The organism is Trinickia sp. (assembly GCF_051961175.1).
Classification (GTDB): Bacteria; Pseudomonadota; Gammaproteobacteria; order Burkholderiales; family Burkholderiaceae; genus Trinickia.
Genome location: NZ_JBQCDN010000293.1, coordinates 1 through 19,980, shown reverse-complemented (window position 1 = coordinate 19,980; position 19,980 = coordinate 1). Strand labels below are relative to the sequence as shown.

Here is a 19,980-nt window from a genome sequence, read left to right as displayed (position 1 = left end):
GATATGGCCGAAGTCCATTTCAAACAAGCATCGCGCACGCGGGTCGGCGCGGTCATGGATGTACTGTATGAACGAATCGCCAACCGTTCGCTGATGCAAGGCGCACGGGTGCCATCGATCCGGATGATGGCCGAGGCGTTGGGCGTGTCGAAATCCACCGTCGTCGAAGCCTACGAACGGTTGGCCGGCGAAGGCGTGCTCGTCGCCCGCCGCGGCTCCGGGTTTTTTGTGGCCGGGCATACGCCGCCGCTCGCGCTGGCTGATCTCGGGCCCAAGCTCGACCGCGACGTCGATCCGCTCTGGCTCACTCGCCAGTCGCTCGAAACGAGCGGCCAAGCGTTGCGGCCCGGCTGTGGGTGGCTGCCGTCGTCATGGCTGCCCGAGGACAATATCCGCCGCGCCTTGCGCGCGGTCGCGCGCGATCCGCACACGTGCGTGGCCGAGTACGCCACGCCATCCGGGCTGCCCGCGTTACGGCAGCATTTGACGTTGCGACTCGCTCAGCAAGGCATCGACGCGGAGCCGTCGCAAATCGTATTGACGGACGGCGGCACGCACGCACTCGATCTTGTCTGCCGATTCCTGCTCGAACCCGGCGATACCGTGTTGCTGGACGATCCTTGCTACTTCAACTTTCGTGCGCTCTTGCTCGCGCACCGCGTATCGATCGTCAGCGTGCCGTACACCCCTAATGGGCCCGATCTCGCCTGCTTCGAACGCGCATTGATCGAGCATCGTCCTCGTTTGTACATTTCGAACGCGGCGATTCACAACCCGACGGGCGCAACCCTGACGCCCACCGTGTCGCATCGTTTGTTGAAGCTGGCAGGCGAACACGATCTGCTGATCGTGGAAGACGATATCTTCGCCGATTTCGAATCCGAGCCGTCACCGCGCTTTGCTGCTCTGGACGGGCTGTCGCGTGTCGTTTCGATCGGCAGTTTCTCGAAGACGCTGTCCGCTGCCGTGCGCTGCGGCTACATCGTGACGCGCCAGGAATGGGTCGACCCCTTGATCGATCTGAAGCTCGCGACGTCGTTCGGCAGCGGGCAAGTCACGGCAAGCGTCGTGCATCGTCTATTGGTGGATGGCACCTATCGGCGGCATCTGGACGGCCTGCGCGCGAAGCTCGCCGATGCAATGAGCGAGACGGTCAGGCGTCTCGCGCAGGCCGGGCTCGAGATTTGGACACGCCCGCGCGCGGGCATGTTTCTTTGGGCCCGGCTGCCGGAGGGGCTCGATGCGGCGCGTGTCGCGCGTCACGCATTGAACGAGGACGTGATCCTGGCGCCAGGCAACGTCTTCAGTGCGTCCGAGCGGGCGGCGCAATTCTTGAGATTCAACGTCTCCCGGTGCAAGGGGCCGAAAACCTATGAAGCATTGAAACGCGCGATGGACGCGGCGCGTTGATCGGTCGCGGGCATCCCCGAGGCACCGTTTCCAAGCGTCGCGGTCCGTGCCGTTCGACCCGGGTGATCCGATGCATTGGCGAGTGCGCTCGACTCTGAGACATTGAACCCGCGGCCGACATGCCGCGCAGTTCTCCAACGCGCCCCTTGGGCGCGATGTCTTGGAGCCCGTTCGGCAGGACGAGAACGGGTGGGCCACGCAGCGCAACGACAGGTTCACTCTTGCCGTATGAAACCCAGCGTTGGATACCTCTTCGGCCGCTCGCCGTGCCGACTCTTCCGAATCCCCGGCATGCCGGGCGCAAGCCGGTTCGCTCGCGCAGCGGGGCAGATCACTTCGGCGGCGGCGTTGGCGATCGTGTTGCTGGCCGGCTCGGGCTTAGATTTCGGCTTCGGCTTCGGCTTTGGCTTTGGCTTCGGCTTCGGCTGTGTCAGCGCAGCCGCGTCCGAACCGCTCCCTTCGACGATATCGGCCGCTGGCGTGGCGGCCCCCTCGCCAGCGTTGCCCTCGACGTCGTCGATGCCCGCCGGCCTTGTCGAACTGCCTGACGGCCGGCTGCTCGCGCCCGATATCGCGCGCATCGTTCAGCGTGGTGAACTTGTCGTCGCCGTGCTGGGCGTCGATCAGCCGCCGTTCTTCGAATCGCGCAACGGCGAGTTGGCCGGCATCGACATCGAACTGGCTCGCGAAATCGCCGGCAAGCTCGGGGTAGCCGTGCGTTTCGATCGTGAGGCCAACACCTTCGATGGCGTAGTGGAATTGCTGGCGAGAGGGCGGGCCGACATCGCCGTCAGCAAGCTTTCGCGCACGTTGGCGCGCACCGAGGTGATTCGCTTCAGCAAACCGTACGTCAATTTGAAGCGCGCACTGCTGCTCGACCGCGTCAAATTCGCCGCGCTGTTGAATGGCCGCACGGTGCCCGAGGTCATACGAAGCTACGACGGCACGATCGGCATTCTCGCGGGCTCCGCTTACACCGACTACGCCGCGGAAAACTTTCCGAAAGCGACGGTGCGTCCTTACGCCACTTGGGACGCGCTGCTCGAGGCATTGCGAACGGGCGCCGTCGCCGCCGCCTATCGTGACGAGTTCGACGTCAAGGCCGTCTTGGAGCGGGATGCTCAGGCTGCGCTCCGATTGCGCATTGTGACGCTACAGGATCTCGATGATCCCTTTGCGATCGGCGTGGCGCTGTCCGAGCCGACGCTGCTGGCGTTCGTCAATCAATTCCTGGCCGACCGCACCGTGCAGTTCAATGCGGCGGTACTGCTTCAGGCAATGAGGCATTGAAATGTCTTCCATAACCCTAGAAAAGACACCCTCCCGCTCCGAGCGGATCCGCGCGCTCGCGGTCAACCCGGTGGTGGTGATCGTCAGTCTCGCATTGGGCGCAGCGGCCGGTGTGCTTTGGCCGGCGGCAGCCCCGAGCTTCGCGTTCGTCGGCGACGTCTACGTCGGCCTGCTGAAGATGACGGCGCTGCCGTTCATGGTTTCCGCGGTGATCTTCAGTCTCCAGCGGCTGCTCCGGGATGGCGACGCGTCGCCGCTGATCGCACGCATGGCGGCCGTGTTCGTCGCTGTGTCCGTATTCGTCGTTGTCTTCAGCGCACTGGTGCTGCTGGCCGTGCGCCCGGGCGCCCATCTGCCGGACGGAACCCTGAAAATATTCGGCGCGATGGTCAGCCATGATTCGGCAGCCAGCGAGACGATCATGAATCTTCACGGTATCGATCTGCCGCCGAAAGAAACAGCAAGCGTAACCGACATCCTGATCTCGCTCGTGCCGGGAAATGTCTTTGCCGCACTGGCGAACGGCGACACGCTGAAGGCGCTGGTGTTCTCGTTGTTCTTCGGACTCGCCACGGGACATGTGCCCGAGCGCGTATCCGGCGCCTTGAGCCAATCGCTCGAGACGGTTTATCACACGTGCCAGAAACTCATTCATTGGTTTGCCTATCCGGCGCCGATCGTGCTCTTTTCTATGAGCGCAGCGCACCTCGGTACCTCCGGCATCGGGCCCCTTGCCGCCATGCTGCGTTTCGTCGCCACGTTCTTTATCGCGGTGATCTGTCTGCTCGCGATTGCCACGCTCGTCATTTGGAAGCGGTCAGGGTGCCCGCTTTCGGTGACGCTTGCCGCGCTGCGCACGCCGATCGCTATGTCGCTCGCCACGCGCAGCGGCATGGCCAGCATGCCGAGCGTGATCGAAAGTCTCGTCGAGCGGCTGGGCTTTGCGCGCACGAGCGTGGAATTGCTTGTGCCGCTGATGCTGTCGCTGCTGCGCATCGGGCCGATGGTCTATTACGCCTGCGCGACGCTGTTCGTCGCACAGCTATATGGCCGCACGCTCGGCGTCGGCGGGCTGGGGACCGCGTTGATGGTCTCCATGCTGGCGGGATTCGCGTCCGCGGGTATGTCGGGGATCGTCATCGTGTCGTTGATCGGCATGACATGCGCGTATTTGCGGCTGCCTTTCGAAGCTGCGTTCGTGCTGTTCGTAGCCGTCGATCCGCTGTGCGACATGCTGCGCTCGGTGCTTCTTGTCATCGGCAATACCGCCGCCGTTTGCGTCATTTGCCCGCAGCCGTCACGGGCCCATGTATCCGCAGGAACATCCATCGACTCGACACGCAGGAGGCAGCCATGGCGCTAATCGGAGTGCTGGGGGGAATGGGGCCGCTCGCGACGGTGGACTTCATGCGGCGTGTTGTCGAGTTGACTCACGCCCGCTGCGATCAAGAACATCTGCCGATGATCGTCGCCAATTTAGCGCATACGCCCGACCGCCGACGGGCGATCCTGGGCGACGATATCGACCCGTTGCCCGCATTGCTCGCGGGGATCGACTTACTCAATCGCTGCGCGGTGGACGCCATTGCGATTCCGTGCAACACGGTCCATCACTGGTATCCGCAGATGCGGGCACACAGCGCGGTGCCGGTGCTGCACATCGCCTTGGCGTCGGTGGCCGCGTTGCCGGCCTGCATCCGGCAGGCGGCCGTGCTCGCTACGCGCGGCACACTCGTGTCCGGTTTTTACGAGGCGGCGCTGCATGCGCGCGGCATCGATCCGATTCTGCCGTCCGCGGCCGTGCAGCGCGACATCGACGCGTCCATCGATGCGGTAAAAGCAGGGGAGATCGGCACCGGGGCAGCGCGGCTCGCACGCGCGCTCGCGGCGCTGAAGCGGCGAGGCGTCGCGGTGGCAATCATGGCTTGCACAGAGATTCCCATTGCCGCGCTGCCGTTGGGCGATACGTCGATGATGCTGATCGACAGCACGCTCGAACTGGCGCGCGCCGTGGTGGTTTTTGCGGCTGAGCGGGGATGGGTCCGCGCGGCGTGAATGCGGCGCGGCGATGTTTCGTCCCGCCACGGACAACTTCGCATGTCGGCTTGTTGAAAGAAGTGGGGCAGCATAGCCTAAGTCCAACTGACGGCCGGGCTCCGATCTTTTGCCCGTTGTTCGTGACTCTCATCCGGGAAGCGAAGCATGACGAATACCTTGGCGCCGATCGATCGCGAGGTTTGCGCATTCCCCATCGACAATGGAAGCGGACAGCTCTCGACGAACGTGGAGCAGTGGCTGATCGAGCTCATTCTCAATCTATTGATGAAGATGGTCTCGTCGTCCGACTCGGGCATGTGGGGCGCGTCTGGCGGTTCGGGCGGGGCGGGTGACAGCACAACAGGGGCGAGTCAGCCATCAAGCTCCACGGTGCCCGCGGTTTCGTCGAACAACGCGGCACAGGCCGTCGCTTCCGATCTCGAGCAACGATACGGGCTGACGCCGACTCAAGCGGCCGGTGTGCTCGGAAACATGCAGCAGGAAAGCAGCATGGAATGCAACGTCAATCAAGGGGGCAGGACGGGGGAGCCGAACAGAGACTGTTCAGGCGGCGCGGGATACGGGCTGGCGCAGTGGGATGGGAGTCGAAAACAGGGCGAAATCGACTATGCCAAAGAGCATGGCTTGGATCCGGGCAGCCTTCAGGCGAACATCGGATTCATGAATCAAGAGTTGGACGGACCGTACAGCAAGACGATTCGCGACATCAAGCAGACGTCCACCACCGATCAAGCCGCGCGCGTATGGGAGCAGGACTACGAGCAAGCGGGCATCCCGGATATGGGAAACCGCGACCAATACGCGAACGACTTTTTGAAACAAGGGCTCTGAGGAAATCGAGCCCTTACGCCTCAAATCAGCGCCGGTGGAATGAGGGCCGGGGTGCCCCCATCGATGCCCGCTCGTCCTTGTGCCGATAGTTGATACGGCCTTTCGTCAAGTCGTAGAGCGAAAGCTCGAGCCGCACGCGATCACCCGCGAGGATGCGGATGTGGTTCTTGCGCAGGCGTCCCGAGGCATAGGCCGCGACGACGGCGCCGTTCTCCAAGGTCACACGATAGCGGCTGTCGGGCAGAACTTCATCCACGACGCCGTCCAGTTCAAGTAACTCTTCCTTTGCCAAATTGATGTCTCCGATGCCGAGGCGGATCAGAGGGGCTTGATGTTCGATGCTTGCAGACCCTTGGGGCCTTGCTTCGTTTCGAAGCTCACGCGCTGGCCTTCGACCAGCGTGCGGAAGCCATCCGCGCGAATTTCGGAGAAGTGCGCGAACAGATCGTCCTTGCCGTTATCCGGCGAAATGAAGCCAAAACCCTTGCTGTCGTTGAACCACTTGACGATACCGGTATCCATAAAAATCCTTTGATGTTTGGACGAGCGAATGAATGCGCCCTAAAAGGGGCACGAAAAAGAATCAAGGAGGGAGAGGACAACGAATACCGCTACTGTTGCGGTCAATGATGAGCAGCAATCGCGCTTCTTGGAGACTTGAGTGGGCCACTGTACGTGTCATGGAGGCATCGGTCAAGCTATTTCGGCGGAGACGCTGGGTGCACACGTGTGACAAGCGCGCCCAGCGACGCCCAGCGGCGAAGCTCACCACTGATGATGAACAAACGGGGCGATCGTCTCCCGATAAAGATCGCGTAATGCATTCATCGCGGCCTCCGTCAATGGCGGGAGCGCGCTCGCGGCATTGTTCGCCTTTGCCTGTTCGGCGTTTTTGGCGCCAGGAATGACGGTTGTGACGCCGCGGTTCATCAGTATCCAGCGCAGCGCAAATTGCGCCATCGTGACACCCTCAGGCACAAGCGGGCGAATGCGCTCAATCGCTTTGAGCGCCAGGTCGTAGGGAACGCCCGCAAACGTCTCGCCTTTGTCGAAGGCTTGGCCTTCGCGATTGAAGTGCCGATGATCGTCGGCTGCGAACTGCGTATTGGCCGTCATTTTCCCGGTGAGCAGACCCGATGCGAGCGGGACGCGCACAATGACGGCGACCCCTCGGCTTTGTGCTTCGCGCATGAACAGCTCGGACGGCCGCTGCCGGAAAATGTTGTAGATCACCTGCACCGACTTGACGCCTGGATACTCGATGGCCTTGAGACCTTCCTCCACCTTTTCCACCGAAACACCGTAGTGGCGGATCTTTCCCGAAGTGACCATGGCCTCCATTGCGTCGAACACGTCCGGCCGGTAGTAGACCGCTGTCGGCGGACAATGCAGTTGCACGAGATCGAGACAGTCTGTATCGAGGTTCTTCAGCGATCGGTCGACAAAGGCATTCAGATTGGCCGCGGTATAGCCCTGCGCCACATGGGGATCGAGCCGTCGGCCCGCCTTGGTCGCAACGAACGGCCGCGGGCCGTCTCGTTCTTTCAGTACGGCCGCGACGATTCGCTCGGAACGCCCGTCGCCGTAGACGTCGGCCGTATCGATAAAGGTCGTGCCGCTATCGAGCGCGGCGTGCAGTGCCGCCTTCGCGTCGCTTTCGGACACATCGCCCCACGAGCCTCCTATGGCCCAGGCGCCGAATCCGATTTCGGACACAGCTTGTCCGGTTTGTCCAAATGGCCGTTGATTCATCTGCTTTCCTCTTCGCTTATTGAGCCTTTCAAGGCATCAGTTGTCCGCCATTAACTTCGATGATCTGCCCGGTGATGTAGCCGGACATCGCCGGCGACGCCAGAAACAGAAACGCGCCGACGCATTCCTCAGGCAAACCTTCCCGGCCCATCGGGACCGACGCGGCTTGTGAGGCGAGAATGTCCGGCGGGGTGTACTTATCGTGGAACGGTGTCTGGATCAATCCCGGTGCGACGGCGTTGACGCGGATGCCGTCATGAACGAACTCTTTCGCTTGGCCGCGCGTCAAGCTGCTCACAAAGCTTTTGGCGGCTGCATACAGTACCGCGCCCGAGCCACCGCCGGTGCGGGCAGCCACCGATGAGGTGTTGATGATGTAGCCGCCTGTTTGCTTGAGGAACGGGTGAGCGGCGAGCGTCGCATCCCAGACGGAACGGGCGTTGAGATCGACGACGCGTTCGAAGTGGCCGGGCGGCATTTCCGTGGTCGGGATGCGGCCCAACATGCCGCCAGCGTTGTTGATCAGCCCGTCGAGGCCGCCAAGCCTCGCCGACGCCGCTTCAACGAGGCGCGATGCGCTGCCCGGCTCGCTCAGGTCGCCTTGAATGAGGCTGATCCGCTGGGGGCATTCTGCACGGAGTGCTTGCGCCGCCGCCTCGCTCTCGTTGTAGTGAGCCACGACGTAGGCACCCTGTGCAGCAAACGCACGAACGACTGCCGCGCCGATACCCGTTGACCCGCCGGTGACGAGAACCTTCGTCCCGTCGATATCGCTGATCCGCACACGCTCGAAAATTGACATGAGTTTCCTTTAGGAAAGATCAAACTGCCGATTCGGCGAAGCCTCTGGATAGTGCGCTGATCGCTCCTCGATCGGGTAGCTATGATTGCACGCAGTAGAATGAATGGAATTCACTGAGGCGATGAGCCGCATTCATGGCAAAAACAGACCGGATTGACTTCGCTGACCTCAAGTCCTTTTTGGCGATCGTCAGGTGCCGCAGCTTTACGGTCGCGGCGATCGAATTGGGGCAAACGCCATCGGCACTCAGTCACGCGATGCGCCGTCTGGAAGACCGGCTGGGCGCAAAACTGCTGAACCGGTCGAGCAGGGCGGTTTCCGCGACCGCCGTCGGCCAGGATTTGGCGGCACGATTGGAGAACGGCTTCAATGAAATCGGCTCTGCGCTCGAGACGTTCGAGGCGCCGGGCGCCGCACGCCTTGGCGAGATTCGGCTGAACGTGTTCGCCGATGCCGCGCATTTGCTCGTTGCGCCCGCGCTGCCGGAGTTCGTGCGTCAGTGTCCCGGCGTACGGCTGACGGTTGTCGTCGAGAACCGGCCCATCGACATCGTGGCCGAGGGCTTCGATGCCGGGATTCGATATGGTCACTACGTTCCCGAAGACATGGTGGCGGTGCCGCTGACGGGCCCGCAGCGATGGGTTCTGGCCGCCGCGCCTTCGTATCTCGAGCGTTACGGTGTGCCACGCGTGCCGGATGAATTGGCCGATCATACTGGCCTTCAGCTGTTGCTCGGTGATAATTCGAGCTATCGCTGGGAATTGAAGGACAAGGGGCAAGCGCGCCGTTTGCGCGTTCCCGGCTTACTGACCATCAACGATACGGCCACCACGATCAGTGCATGCAAAGCCGGTTTGGGAATCGCGTATGTACTGGAAGCGCGAATCGCTGACGAGCTGGCGCGGGGCGAAGTGCGGATCGTGTTGGAGAAGAATGCGTATCCCGAGGACCCGTTTCACATTTATTACAGCAGCCGCCGATATAAGCATCCTGCACTTTTGACGTTGATCGATATCATCCGGCAGCAGCAATCGCTTCCGAAGCTTGCAGTGCGGGGCCGAGGCCGGCCAACGCCAGCCCGTTCGCGCAGCCTTTGAAAGCCGGCTGGCGTCACGTGTCGATCCACTTTCCCGGCCATGCCCCGTAGTGCGCCTGTATCAGTGCCGTCTCGTTCGACGATAGGCATTTGTCGCGTTACTCGCGTTACAAGAGACGCAGATCGCGAATCTTGCCGATGTTCGGCGAGCGGCTGAGGATCAAGTTGGTGATGAATTCGGGGAGCAATGCCCGCGGGATGTTGTCCGGCACGTTATCGACGAGCTGACACGGCACGTGCACGATAAAGTCGTTCGGCGCGCTCTTCAGGCTGTGCTCGTAGGTGACGTGGTAGTTCATGTTTCTGAGAAGGCCCGGGTTAGTTCTCGACGTTCAAGACGTTCGTCAGAGAAAGATACTAGCGAACGGCCATCACATCAATGCGTGAAAGGCGCGCTACGATCGCCGACCGGCGATCGAACGAGAAAGTATGCGGCCTCCACGGGATGGCGGGCTGACTTCGCCTTTTCGACGATGTGCGCCGGTTCGCAACCTGTTTCTCCGTTCGTGAGCCGCTTGCCCTGACTTGAGCCGCTTGCGGGTGCAGTGAGGCGATTCTGAGCCGATATGAGCCGACACATCGCTGCAGATGCCCACTCTGATAGTATCCAAACTTCCTTTCGTATGACGTTCGTCATGAGAACCCGTGCTTGCCGGCCTGAGTGCGCATACAAGTTGGCCTTTGTCGCGCTTATGCTGCAGGCCGTCGTCGGAGGCTTGCTGTGTTTTGCCGGCGTCGACGGGTTGATGGATGCCGCCAGGACGAGACAAGCACTCGGGTGGCCGATCGTTGAAGCCAAACTGGATCGTTGCGAGGTGTCGATCGAGCCGGGCCGCCGTGGCGCTTATTGGGAAGTGTTTGCCGTCTGGCGTTATGGCGAGGGTCTACACCGGCACTATGACGAACGATGGCGTGCCGCGCATGCGCCGCGCGAGGAACAGGTGGGCGCCGGAGAAGCGGCGGCAGCCAGGGCACGATATTGTGGTGCCCCGGGTCTCGCGCAACTACGCGTCTCGCCGACGGATCCTCGGCTCGCCTTGCGCAACGATTCGGTCGTTCATACCAGCGGATGGAGCTTCGTATTTCCCGCGCTTTTGCTGATGGGCGGCGTACTCTGCCTGCTTTGGGTAGGTTGGAACATCGTCGATCAGGCGAAATGGCGGCGGCGCGAAAGCGCATTGCTCGCCATGACGCAGACGCGGCCGCAAAAGGGACGGTAATGCAGCACGCGAACGGGGCCCCGTCGCGCGTCAGCTCAAAAGTGGTAAAAACGCGGCTTCCGCATGCACCGCGGATAAAGAATAACGAATAACGAATAACGAAAGCGAGCCGAGGCTTCAATGAGCCGTTCCGAATTTTTTAAAACGAATCGTCGGGGTTTGCGCGCGGGGTTGAGCACCTATCGGCCTGTGGCGCTAACCGCCGCTGTTTCGATCGCCGCTGCGCTCGGCGCGGGATGCAGTAAACCAGCCGAAACGAATGCGACGAATGCCACCCATGCCGCGGCGAACGCGTCGTCGCAAGCGCCCTCTGTAAGCGCAAGCGATGCGCCGGCACCCTCGCCCGACTTGAAGCGGACAAACCTGATGCATTCAGTCTTCCCCGACTGGCGAGATACGAAAAAGGGCAACGCGCGCATCGTCGATGTCGAAGTTCCGAACCGTGACGGTCAAGGGCATCTTTCTAAAGAGATCGTTGGTAGCCAACTCGACGTTACGCCCCGCGAGGTCATTCGCCTCGACGATACGCACGCCGTCATGCTGACGGAAGGTGTCGAAGTGACGGGTACCGGCGAACGCATCGATTCGCATGCCTCGGGCGCGTGGCTAGGCGCCTACTTTTTCCGGAAGCAGCCCTCGGGTTGGGTGCTCGATCAGCGTGTGGACGGGGTCTCATACGACGGCGTGCAAGGCACCTATGGCGCAACCGATGTCGCGCGCATGTCGCCGAACGAATTCGGATTCTGGACGACGGCGGGTAGTTGCTGGCAGGGCTCTTGCGGGTCTTGGGCATCGGTGTTCCGCATCGCACCGGGCCGGATCGAGCGGGTGGCCGATACGCTGCGCGTCAGCGCCTCCGATCTTGGAGCAAGAGACGACTGCGAAGGCATCCTTAAGCACAGCGATGTGCCGGCTTCGGGAACGGATGCACGGGTAAAGGCGCTGGCGCCTGCCAAGGAAGCGAGCGTGTCTGCGGATGGCAAGACCAACGGCGATGACATCGCCGACTCGCCGCAATGTTTCGATATCGAAGGAAAGCTGGCAATCGAGCAAGGCACAGATGCGCCCGGCGATCTGCGGATGACATTTTCGGGTGCGGAAACCGTAGGGCACGGCGGTAAAGTGCGCGTTATCGACGATGTGGCGGTCTATCGCCTGAAGGACGGCAAGTACGTGCTGGTGGAGGGACGGAATCCGGTGCCGGGGTTCTAAGTTCGAAGCAAAGGGCGCATCGAGCCAGCGCCGTGGCGCATGCCCGCGATGACCGCCCTGGTCGCCTCAGCGCATGCCTTCTTCGCTATGCCCCGGAGACAAAACCGGAGCGGGCCGCACCGTTTGCAGCGCGCCGTCCGTCACGAATGGAATCAGCCCCAACGCGTGGGTTTGCTCGATGCTCGAGCGCGCGCATGCATCGTCGCCCGGCGCACAGTAGTCGATCGCGATGACGGGCAGCTTGTACTGCGCGCGCACGATCCGCGCCTGGCTGAGCAGCCACGCGCGATCGGCCTCGGGCACCGGCACATAGCGCTGCTTGGCTTGGTCCCACCCGTTGAACAGCGATTCGAAAGCGATCGCGTCGACGTCGGCATGCACTTGCGGCAAGAGTTCGAAGCCGCGGTTCAGGATCAACTGCGCGTGCGGATGACGCTTCTTGATCGCATGGATGACGCGCACGAGACCGTCACGTTGCAGCGCGCGCGCTGCGTCGGTTTTTACCGCGAGTTGATACGAATCGAGCGTGTCGAGAAAGAAGCCTCGATAGCCGATGTCCCATAGCGGATCGATCACATGCCGCACGAAAAACGCAGGCCAGCCGGGCTTGCTTTGATCGACGATATGCGAATTCCAATCGCTATTGCGGCCGATGAACCAGTCGGCGGGGATATCGCCGTAGTAGCGGCGTTGCGGCCCGATCTCGCCGACGCTCGCATAAGCGAACCAGCGCGTGGCCGGCTCCGGATGTTCGCGCGGCAGGAAGCCGCTGTCCGGTTCGAGCACCGCGATGTCATAGCTGGCCAGAACATCGATGGGCGGCGTCGCACCATAGTAGAACGCGACGCTTGGCTGCGTATCGGTATCGGCCTGCGCCGTATCGGCCCAGGCCGGCGCCACACCGAAGACGGCCCGCAGGGCGAACGCCAGCGCGCCCACGGCCAGCAACCGCAATGGCCGCCCCGTGCTGTCGGCACGCCGCGTCTGATCAGCGCTGCCTGCGAGGGGCGGATTGAGCGGCGATCGCCTCATTCTGTTTCCCATCGGCATCACGCACGCAGCATATAAGTTTCATATTCGAGCGAAGCGAACTTCGCATCGAGCATCCGCACGGCCACGATCACGACGATCACGAGTGCTGCGGCGAAGCCGTAACCATAGGTGCTCGGGCCGAGCCACAACGACAAGACCGTGAACGCGCCGTTCAACACGACGAAGAGAGTCGTCAGGCGCAGCACGGCCATGCGCGCGTCCAGATAGAAGAACACGTTGAGCAGCCCGAGAAACAGCACCTGCAGACTGGCCGAGATGACATCGACGAGCAGCAACGGCAAATACAGCGTCGAGATGCCGAGCGCCGAGAGCAGGGGGGCGCCGAACGAAATGATCAGCAGCAAGACGACCGTCTGCACTTTGATGATTTCGTAAAGCCCGGTGTGCACGCTGCGCACCATCATGTCGCGCATGTCGTTGATCCGCCGCAGCGTCGCACCGGTGCGCACGGCATCGTAGAACGCATCGTAGTACTCCGCGAAATCGGCTTCGATGCGTACGAGGAACGTCGCCATCGCCGGCATCACGCAGACATACGCGATGAACACGGGGATGTCATAGATGATCGACGCATGAAACCAGCCGATCACGCGGCTACCGGTGCCGGGCGCATACCAGAAGATGATCTTGTCGATCCAGATGCCAAGGTTGAATTACAAGCCGACGAAGGCGAGGCTCGGGTACGCCAGGCGCCGGCTGAACACCTCGAACGACATGAAGCGCGCGCTGCGGTAATGCCGATGCACCAATGCGGACAGGCAAAGCAGCAACACCCAGTGGCCGAACACGAAGCCGCCGAGCAGCCCGGTCAGGCCATAGTGATAGTGGGCGAAGGTCAGCGCAAGGGCGACGACGAAGCCATAGCCGATGGCGAACGAAGCGAGGATCTGCCAGTATTGCTTCACGCTCGACAGAAAGATCACCGCAATCCAGATGTTGCTGACGATGACGAAGCCGGCCACCATCAGCATCCGGTAGGACAGCGACTGATCGCGGAAACCGAGCAGCATCACGATGGTCGCGACGGTTCCCGCCGCCAGCGTCGTGACCAGCAGCACGGCGTGATAGTTCGGCAGCACCAGATCGTCACGCTTTTCGAACAGGCGATCCGACACAAAGCGCGTGAACCAGAGCTGAACCGGCCCCGTGAGGATCAGGCTGAACGCAATCATGTACGTGACCGACACCTGAAACTGGGTGATCAGCACCGTCGGCACGATCACCGTCAGCGTCAGCAGGCCGATGATAAGAATCCCGAAGATCGAGAGGATCAACGGGCCGGAACTGATCAGGGCTGCGTAGACGTAGGCGCGCGTGACGCCCGTCAGCGTGTCGCGCCGCATGATCTTGCGCAGTTCGAATCCAATGCCGGCCATCAGCGGCTCCTGAATGAGAGACGGCGCGGGGCGACATCCGCGCGCTCGTGGTGAAACGGGCAGCGTGCGCCAGCGTCTCCGGGGCCGGCGCCCGCGTCTGCATCGGGCAGCCCCGCGGCCTGTTCGTAAATCGTGCGATACCGGTCGATCATTTGATGCTTCGCGTAATAGCGCTGCACGCGCTCGAGGCCGGCGCGTTGCGCGGCCTGCCACAGCGTGTCGTCGCCGAGCAGCGTGAGCGCGGCTTGCGAAAACGCCCCCGGGTTGGCGATCGGCACGACGGCACCGGCGCTGCCGAGCGCACGATCGTCCGCGCTGAAGCCGTCGATCAACTCGCGGCAGGCGCCGACATCGGTCGTGATAGCGGGCACGCCCGCGGCAAAGCCTTCGAGCACAACAAGCGGCAGGGCCTCGCTGATGGAGCTCAGGGCAACGAGGTCGACCTTCGGCAGCACGTCGGAGATTCGCTGAAATCCCAGGAAACGCACGTTCGCATCGAGCCCGAGGCTTTGAGCGAGTGCCCGGCATTCGCGGGCATACGTCGGGTCTTCTTCCTCGGGACCGACGATCCAACCTTCGATGTCGGGCATCGTGCGCGTGGCGATGAAGATCGCGCGGATGAACGTCTTGATGTCCTTGATCGGCACCACGCGGCCGATGAGCGCGACCACGCGCCGGGGCCGTTCGGGCGAGCGAAGGGCGAGCAGCGGGCGCAAGCCCTCGACATCGATCCCGTTCGGAATCGTGCACGTCAGTTCCGGGCGGGCGCCGTCCGCCACCTGGCGCAGGCGATTGCCTTCGTACAGGGCCGTGATCTGCTGCGCCGCGCCGTAGGCGAGGGCGCCGAGCGCCTCGAAAAAGCGCACCCACAGCTCGCGGAAGTAGCTGACGTTCGAGACGTCGCGCTCGAACAAGCCGCGGTTGTCGCGGATCCACCGGCTTTGCAGCAGATCGATCTTGCGTTCCTTCGTGTAAATCCCGTGCTCGCTGACGATCAGCGGACGGCCGGTGCGGTAATGCATGAGCGCACCCAGATAGCCCGCATAGCCGGTCGAGACGGTGTGATACACGCGCGCCGGCAGCGTTTTGGCGGCCACGCGCGCGAGCTGCCACAGCGGCTTGTGCATGATCCGCACCGTCCAGAAGTAGTCGGTAAACGAAGGATCGGTGCAGTGCCGGGTATATTGTTCTTCGATAAAGCGCCAGGCCTCGCGGCTATGCAGGAATTGCGCTTCGCTGAGCGCGCCGTCGGTACCGAGCATCGGAATCAACTCGGTCATCATCTTGCCGATGTCCGCATGCGAGCGCGCATCGCGCAACGCTTCGTGGAATTGCGCGGAGCGCGCGAACGCGGCCGCGTCGCCGTTCACTTCGCGCGGCGGGCGTGCATCGGCGGGCGCGCTTTCATACAAGTAGTGCGCCTCGAAATGAACGACGTTATCCGGCAGCGCATAGGCGGCGCCCGAGTAGTCCTCTTCGCGGCTACCGATAAACACGATGCCGAAGCGCGTCTCGGGATACGCACGGATCATTTCGTTGACCCAGCTCGAGACGCCGCCGCGCACGAACGGGAAGGTCCCTTCGAGCAGCAGGCAGACGTCGGCGTCGGCGGCGCGGCGATTCAGCGACGAATTCATCAAGATGTCCAGTAATCCACTACGGGCTTGAGCGGCGGCGCGGCGGCGCCTTGCGCGAGCGCGGCGACGAACTCCGCCGCACGTGCGTGCTGGCCCTGCAGGAATGCGACTTCCGCCAGCCACGGCAGCAACCGCTCGCGCGGGAAGCCAAGCGCGTTAGCGCGTTCAAGGAGCGGGGCCGCATCGATCGGCCGGTGCTGTGCCAGGGCGAGCCGGGCGCGCAGCACCCACAGCGCGGCGTCGCGCTCGCCGCCCGGCAGCGCTTGCGCCCGCTGTGCGTGTTCATCGGCTTGCTTGAGCGTGTGCTGGTAGACGTCGCCCTGTGCAAGCTGTTGATACACCAACTCGAAGTGCAGCTCGGCGAGCCGGCGGTGCAAGGCGCGGCGCTCGTCGTCGCTCGCCGCGACATGCAAGGCATCCTTGCTGTCCGAGATCTTGTGCACGATTTCGTTCTCGGCCTGATCGAGCGTGCCGTAGGCGAGCAGGCGCAGATCGTCGACGGGATCGCCAAGCAAATCGCGCAGCAGCGCACCCGTGGTGTGGGTGGGCAAGCCCTGGATCGCGACGAGGGCCGCGAGCCGGTCGTTCGTGGCGGCACGCGTGTTCGCGAGGCGCGACTGAACGCGTGCGCCGCCGCCATGCGCGACGCGCGACACGAGATAGCTGACGAATTCGGGGCGGCCGACGACACCGGCGTCGCGCAAGCTGCGCCGCATCGGCACCCACTTGCCCCACGTTGCCGCAAGCACTTCGATCAGTCCGCCCACGCAGGGCACGAGCATGCAGCCGAGCCACAGATGGAGCAGCACCGAGCGCCGCGGCTCGCGTAGTTCGAGCGGCAACAACCGGCGGAAGGCGATGGCCTCGGCGATCGCGACGACCGCCTGCAGGGCGAGCAGCGCCGCCAGCGGATCGGCGAAGCGCCCCGCGTGCAGCGCACCGGCGACCGCGGCGGCTTGCAGTGCGATCGCGCCCGCAAGCGCGAGCACCGTGATGACCGTGGAGCGCACCTCACGCATGAGCGTCCGCCCGATGCACGAGCCCGGCCAGATTGGCGCCCGTCGAGGTTCCGCTGATGTGCAGCGTATGCACGCCGATGCTGGAACGTTCGAAATCGGTATCGAATTGACTCTGCAAGTTCATCTCGATCCGGGTGACGTAGCCATCGATGCCGGCCGAATCGGTCAGCGGCATCAAGTTGAGCAGCACCGATCGGCGTTCGCTTTGCAGCGGCCAGGCGAGATCGAGCGAACGGCCGCGGCGCAGCACGTGTTCGAACAGCGAGTCGTGCTCTTCGTCGCGCGGGAACGACAGGGCGACGACCGACGAATCGATGCCGCTCGTGCGTTGCAGCCGTGCCAGACGCGCATATTCGAGCGCGAATTCGAGCGGGCAGCCGGGCACGGCATCGAGTACGTCGCGGACCACGCCCGAATGTTGGACGCCGTCGCCGTAATAGCCGAGCAGCACGAGCATCATCTGCAGATTGTCGTAATTCAGCGACAGGAACGGCATGCGTTCGACCACCAGGAGCGCCAGCAGCGTGTCATCGGCCGAGAGCAGCGGGGCGCAGACAAGATAGCGGCTTTCCTGCTCGCCCGGGTGCTCCGATTTCAGATGGGCGAGCTTGCCGCTCTCGAGCGCGAGCCGCACGAGCGGGTCGCCCGGCACGAGGGTCGACGCGGTGCCCACGGTCGCGAGCGGCGTGCGCTCCGGCTTGCCGCCGCGTGCGGGATAGAGCGCGGCGACTTCGATCTGGCATACGCGGGCGACGTACTCGAGCAGCCGTACGGCACCGGGCAGCGGCGCGCGCTCGGCGGGCGCCCGCGTGAGCGACAGCTGGCGCAGTTCAGTGATCGAATCGCGCAACGTGGTGGGCCGCGTCAGCAGGTCTTTTTCGAGCCGTTCGTGCGACAACCGCAGCAGATAGTGGTTGTTCGTCAGCGCGGTAAGGCGGTCGTTCAGGTAATCGTTGATCGAACTGGCGCGCGTCGTGCGCGCGGCCCACGTATCGCCGAAATGCCCCGCGACGATCACCTGAATCAACCCGCCGGCGAAGTAGGCGCCCGGCCAGCCTGAACCCGACGGATACAGCAGCAGCCACCCGGCGGCCAGCACGAGCCCCGACGCCGCGCCGAGCAAGACGCCGTAGCGCAGCGCGATGATCGTCGGCACGAGCCATAGCCAGGGGAAGCTGCCGTGCAGGAGCAGCGGATCCGCGTGATCGAGCGCCCAGGCGAAGGCCAGCACCGCCACGGTGAAGGCCGCGCTTTCGAGAATCGCGAACGGACGCTGCGCCGCGGGCGCGAGCAGGCGCCGCAGCCGGCCCAGATTGCCGAACGGTTCGGAGCGGCGCACGTTACGCGCGGCCCCGGCTGAAGGGCCGCCGGGTGCTTGCGCAGGGGCGGTCGCAGCGCCTTGTTGCTGAGCGGCCGATGTCTTCGCGTCCATGATGTTTCCGATGATGCGCCGCTTAGCGGCGTGCTGCCAGCGGAGCAAGCAGCTTGCCAATCAAGCGTTGTGCCACGCCGCCCAGCGAGGACCGGCTCCAGCCGCTGCGGCTTCCGGTGCTGCTCCAGACCACCTTGCCGGATGCCACATCGCGCAACTCGAACGTCATGCCGACCACCGGCTCGCCGTCGACGCCCACCTTGTAGCGCCATTCTTCGACCGCGCCCGACAGCGAATAGCGCGCGTGATGGGCACGGGCCCAGGCGAGCCCCTTGTCGCCGTCCGGACGGCTCGTCGCATCGAACTGATCGTCGCCCGTGTTGGCCGGCACACTCTCCACCGTGTCGAGGCCCAGGTGGCGCAGGGCGTTGACCGCCATCGCCTGCGCCGCATCGCCGGCATCGGGCGTCTCGGTGTAGTTCGCGATCGGCAGCACGGCAACGGCGTCGGCGGCATGAAGGGCCGGCGACTGCGTCGTGTCGATCGACGAGCAGGCGCTCGCCGCCAGCACGACGGCCAGGGCCATCGCCGTTCCTGCGGTCTTGCGGATAGCGTCGAAAGGATTCATGTCGTTTTCCTTTGGGTGGTCATTCGATAGTTCAAAGCAGCGTGCGCGAGCGGCCGATCGGCCAACGGTCAATAGTCAATAGAGCCAGCGATAACGCACGCCGATCAAGGTCAAGGAGGTGCCGGCCGCGGCAACCCGTTCGTGTTGGAAGTACACCGCCGCATGGTCGCCGCCGAACACCGAGCCGGCAATGCCGACGTCGGCCGCGACCCCCCAGCCCTGGTTCGTGTCGTGCACCATACCGACGTCCAGGTAGGGGCGCCAGGCGTGGGTATAACGTTCGGCCAGATCGTTGCCGAAGCCGATGAACGCGCCGAACTGGCTGAAGGTGTTCGGCATGAAGTCCCCGGCGCTGAACGGTCCGAGCGTGGCCGGCACGAGACGCTGCAGCAGGGCATCGGGCTGGCCGCTATCGTTGTAGGCGCCATGCGCACCCGTGAAGCGCAAGGTGTAGTCCGGATACTCGGTCCTGATCTTGTAGTCCAGTTCCGCCTGTTGCAGGATGCCGCTGCCGACGAAGTTGCGGCCCTGGCTGTAGAAACGATCGGCCTCGATACTGGCGGTGAACGACCAGCGCGGCGTGGGCTGCCAGGTCAAGCCGCCGCTGATGTCGTCCTTCACGCCGCCCACGGTCAGTGTCTGCTGCTCCGTCACTTCCCCGCTGCGCTGGATCGAGGCGGTGAACGAGACCGGCGAGTTCCGGCCGAGCGTGGCGTCCGCGCGCATCGTATAGAACGCATCGGCGGCATACCGCCGGCCGACATCGAGCGTGACTTCCGAATCACGCGTGAGGCGCCGCGCATACAGATCCGCCGAGCGATCGACAGACGGCAGGTTCACGAGTTGCGTCGTGTCGGTGCTGCGTTGCAGCCGCTGCTGCGTGTGCAGCCCGAGCATGTAGTGATCGGACAGCTTCAGATTCGCGGCGAGCGTTTGCTGCACGTAATCCAGCGGATGTTCGACGTAGTCTTCCACCGATGCGGAGACCGACTGATTCCAGAACGTCGTGGCATCGACGAGCCGCGTATGCAATTCCGTGTCGTCGGGCGCGCCGTCCAAACCATCGAATGCGCGGGCTTGGGCCTCGCCTTGCCGGTTCACTCGCATCGACGCGTCGATGCGGTTATAGAGCGGTAGCGCCGCAGTGCGTGCGTCGAGCAGGTGCTCGATCGTCTGCACGTCGTCTTCGGCCAAAGCGATCGCGAGGCGTTCGTCTTGCGTGCC

18 protein-coding genes and 2 pseudogenes are annotated in these 19,980 nt (G+C 63.4%); 8 read left to right on the top strand and 12 right to left on the bottom strand.

Features of this window, described 5'->3' with window-relative positions; translation table 11 throughout:
- Positions 1 to 3 precede the first annotated feature (3 nt).
- From ACTHL0_RS17790 to ACTHL0_RS17770, 5 genes are all read left to right on the top strand, one after another.
- Complete coding sequence (locus ACTHL0_RS17790; RefSeq protein WP_440568138.1) at positions 4 to 1,410, top strand: PLP-dependent aminotransferase family protein; 1,407 nt, start codon at positions 4 to 6, stop codon at positions 1,408 to 1,410.
- A 291-nt stretch (positions 1,411 to 1,701) separates the two neighbouring features.
- Complete coding sequence (locus ACTHL0_RS17785) at positions 1,702 to 2,700, top strand: ABC transporter substrate-binding protein (protein WP_440568137.1); 999 nt, start codon at positions 1,702 to 1,704, stop codon at positions 2,698 to 2,700.
- A 1-nt stretch (position 2,701) separates the two neighbouring features.
- Positions 2,702 to 4,063, top strand: a complete 1,362-nt coding sequence (locus tag ACTHL0_RS17780) for a dicarboxylate/amino acid:cation symporter (protein WP_440568136.1) — start codon at positions 2,702 to 2,704, stop codon at positions 4,061 to 4,063.
- Positions 4,054 to 4,755, top strand: coding sequence for an aspartate/glutamate racemase family protein (locus ACTHL0_RS17775; RefSeq protein WP_440568135.1), 702 nt, complete (start codon positions 4,054 to 4,056; stop codon positions 4,753 to 4,755). Before ACTHL0_RS17780 ends, ACTHL0_RS17775 begins: the two co-directional genes overlap by 10 nt.
- 147 nt (positions 4,756 to 4,902) lie before the next feature.
- Positions 4,903 to 5,589, top strand: coding sequence for a phage tail tip lysozyme (locus tag ACTHL0_RS17770; protein ID WP_440568133.1), 687 nt, complete (start codon positions 4,903 to 4,905; stop codon positions 5,587 to 5,589).
- Positions 5,590 to 5,614: 25 nt separating this feature from the next.
- Here ACTHL0_RS17770 and infA read toward each other — a convergent pair whose 3' ends face one another.
- The 4 genes from infA to ACTHL0_RS17750 form a co-directional block, all read right to left on the bottom strand.
- Positions 5,615 to 5,881, bottom strand: a complete 267-nt coding sequence (infA, locus tag ACTHL0_RS17765; protein WP_440568132.1) for a translation initiation factor IF-1 — start codon at positions 5,879 to 5,881, stop codon at positions 5,615 to 5,617.
- 26 nt (positions 5,882 to 5,907) lie between these two features.
- Positions 5,908 to 6,111, bottom strand: a complete 204-nt coding sequence (locus ACTHL0_RS17760) for a cold-shock protein (RefSeq protein WP_102645870.1) — start codon at positions 6,109 to 6,111, stop codon at positions 5,908 to 5,910.
- Between the two features lie 243 nt (positions 6,112 to 6,354).
- Entirely contained in the window at positions 6,355 to 7,341 is a 987-nt protein-coding gene (locus ACTHL0_RS17755; protein ID WP_440568131.1) for an aldo/keto reductase, read from the bottom strand.
- 28 nt (positions 7,342 to 7,369) lie between these two features.
- Positions 7,370 to 8,143: an SDR family NAD(P)-dependent oxidoreductase gene (locus tag ACTHL0_RS17750; protein ID WP_440568130.1), complete on the bottom strand. Its 774-nt coding sequence runs from the start codon at positions 8,141 to 8,143 to the stop codon at positions 7,370 to 7,372.
- Between the two features lie 134 nt (positions 8,144 to 8,277).
- On the opposite strand from ACTHL0_RS17750, the gene ACTHL0_RS17745 reads away from it, so the two are divergent.
- Positions 8,278 to 9,240: a LysR family transcriptional regulator gene (locus ACTHL0_RS17745; protein ID WP_440568129.1), complete on the top strand. Its 963-nt coding sequence runs from the start codon at positions 8,278 to 8,280 to the stop codon at positions 9,238 to 9,240.
- Positions 9,241 to 9,346: 106 nt separating this feature from the next.
- Here the strand turns inward: ACTHL0_RS17745 and ACTHL0_RS17740 are convergent, their stop codons facing one another.
- Entirely contained in the window at positions 9,347 to 9,538 is a 192-nt protein-coding gene (locus tag ACTHL0_RS17740; RefSeq protein WP_440568128.1) for a hypothetical protein, read from the bottom strand.
- A 336-nt stretch (positions 9,539 to 9,874) separates the two neighbouring features.
- Between ACTHL0_RS17740 and ACTHL0_RS17735 the strand changes: the two genes are divergently transcribed.
- Together ACTHL0_RS17735 and ACTHL0_RS17730 are read left to right on the top strand one after the other, a co-directional pair.
- The gene (locus tag ACTHL0_RS17735) at positions 9,875 to 10,459 is read left to right on the top strand and encodes a hypothetical protein (RefSeq protein WP_440568127.1); all 585 of its coding nucleotides are present in this window, start codon (positions 9,875 to 9,877) and stop codon (positions 10,457 to 10,459) included.
- 120 nt (positions 10,460 to 10,579) lie between these two features.
- Positions 10,580 to 11,671, top strand: a complete 1,092-nt coding sequence (locus ACTHL0_RS17730) for a hypothetical protein (protein ID WP_440568126.1) — start codon at positions 10,580 to 10,582, stop codon at positions 11,669 to 11,671.
- 66 nt (positions 11,672 to 11,737) lie between these two features.
- On the opposite strand, the gene ACTHL0_RS17725 is transcribed toward ACTHL0_RS17730, so the two are convergent.
- From ACTHL0_RS17725 to ACTHL0_RS17695, 7 genes and pseudogenes are all read right to left on the bottom strand, one after another.
- On the bottom strand, positions 11,738 to 12,703 hold the full coding sequence (locus tag ACTHL0_RS17725; protein ID WP_440568125.1) for an endo alpha-1,4 polygalactosaminidase: 966 nt from the start codon (positions 12,701 to 12,703) through the stop codon (positions 11,738 to 11,740).
- 17 nt (positions 12,704 to 12,720) lie between these two features.
- Positions 12,721 to 14,100: pseudogene (pelG, locus tag ACTHL0_RS17720) on the bottom strand (exopolysaccharide Pel transporter PelG).
- A complete protein-coding gene (gene pelF / locus ACTHL0_RS17715) occupies positions 14,100 to 15,737 on the bottom strand; it encodes a GT4 family glycosyltransferase PelF (RefSeq protein ID WP_440568124.1) in 1,638 nt (545 codons plus the stop codon). The pseudogene pelG and the gene pelF overlap by 1 nt, the downstream one beginning before the upstream one ends.
- On the bottom strand, positions 15,737 to 16,756 hold the full coding sequence (locus ACTHL0_RS17710) for a hypothetical protein (protein WP_440568123.1): 1,020 nt from the start codon (positions 16,754 to 16,756) through the stop codon (positions 15,737 to 15,739). The genes pelF and ACTHL0_RS17710 overlap by 1 nt, the downstream gene beginning before the upstream one ends.
- A complete protein-coding gene (locus tag ACTHL0_RS17705; RefSeq protein WP_440568122.1) occupies positions 16,749 to 18,188 on the bottom strand; it encodes a PelD GGDEF domain-containing protein in 1,440 nt (479 codons plus the stop codon). Before ACTHL0_RS17705 ends, ACTHL0_RS17710 begins: the two co-directional genes overlap by 8 nt.
- Before the next feature lie 22 nt (positions 18,189 to 18,210).
- On the bottom strand, positions 18,211 to 18,756 hold the full coding sequence (locus ACTHL0_RS17700) for a penicillin-binding protein activator LpoB (RefSeq protein WP_440568121.1): 546 nt from the start codon (positions 18,754 to 18,756) through the stop codon (positions 18,211 to 18,213).
- Positions 18,757 to 18,831: 75 nt separating this feature from the next.
- Positions 18,832 to 19,980, bottom strand: a pseudogene (locus tag ACTHL0_RS17695) (tetratricopeptide repeat protein); the annotation flags it as partial.

Coding starts and splice junctions, on each gene's coding strand:
- ACTHL0_RS17770 (WP_440568133.1), top strand. CDS start 4,903: ATGACGAATACCTTGGCGCCGATCGATCGCGAGGTTTGCGCATTCCCC.
- ACTHL0_RS17785 (WP_440568137.1), top strand. CDS start 1,702: ATGCCGGGCGCAAGCCGGTTCGCTCGCGCAGCGGGGCAGATCACTTCG.
- ACTHL0_RS17705 (WP_440568122.1), bottom strand. CDS start 18,188: ATGGACGCGAAGACATCGGCCGCTCAGCAACAAGGCGCTGCGACCGCC.
- ACTHL0_RS17780 (WP_440568136.1), top strand. CDS start 2,702: ATGTCTTCCATAACCCTAGAAAAGACACCCTCCCGCTCCGAGCGGATC.
- ACTHL0_RS17755 (WP_440568131.1), bottom strand. CDS start 7,341: ATGAATCAACGGCCATTTGGACAAACCGGACAAGCTGTGTCCGAAATC.
- ACTHL0_RS17760 (WP_102645870.1), bottom strand. CDS start 6,111: ATGGATACCGGTATCGTCAAGTGGTTCAACGACAGCAAGGGTTTTGGC.
- ACTHL0_RS17725 (WP_440568125.1), bottom strand. CDS start 12,703: ATGAGGCGATCGCCGCTCAATCCGCCCCTCGCAGGCAGCGCTGATCAG.
- ACTHL0_RS17710 (WP_440568123.1), bottom strand. CDS start 16,756: ATGCGTGAGGTGCGCTCCACGGTCATCACGGTGCTCGCGCTTGCGGGC.
- ACTHL0_RS17745 (WP_440568129.1), top strand. CDS start 8,278: ATGGCAAAAACAGACCGGATTGACTTCGCTGACCTCAAGTCCTTTTTG.
- ACTHL0_RS17700 (WP_440568121.1), bottom strand. CDS start 18,756: ATGAATCCTTTCGACGCTATCCGCAAGACCGCAGGAACGGCGATGGCC.
- pelF (WP_440568124.1), bottom strand. CDS start 15,737: ATGAATTCGTCGCTGAATCGCCGCGCCGCCGACGCCGACGTCTGCCTG.
- ACTHL0_RS17730 (WP_440568126.1), top strand. CDS start 10,580: ATGAGCCGTTCCGAATTTTTTAAAACGAATCGTCGGGGTTTGCGCGCG.
- ACTHL0_RS17750 (WP_440568130.1), bottom strand. CDS start 8,143: ATGTCAATTTTCGAGCGTGTGCGGATCAGCGATATCGACGGGACGAAG.
- ACTHL0_RS17735 (WP_440568127.1), top strand. CDS start 9,875: ATGAGAACCCGTGCTTGCCGGCCTGAGTGCGCATACAAGTTGGCCTTT.
- ACTHL0_RS17740 (WP_440568128.1), bottom strand. CDS start 9,538: ATGAACTACCACGTCACCTACGAGCACAGCCTGAAGAGCGCGCCGAAC.
- ACTHL0_RS17775 (WP_440568135.1), top strand. CDS start 4,054: ATGGCGCTAATCGGAGTGCTGGGGGGAATGGGGCCGCTCGCGACGGTG.
- ACTHL0_RS17790 (WP_440568138.1), top strand. CDS start 4: ATGGCCGAAGTCCATTTCAAACAAGCATCGCGCACGCGGGTCGGCGCG.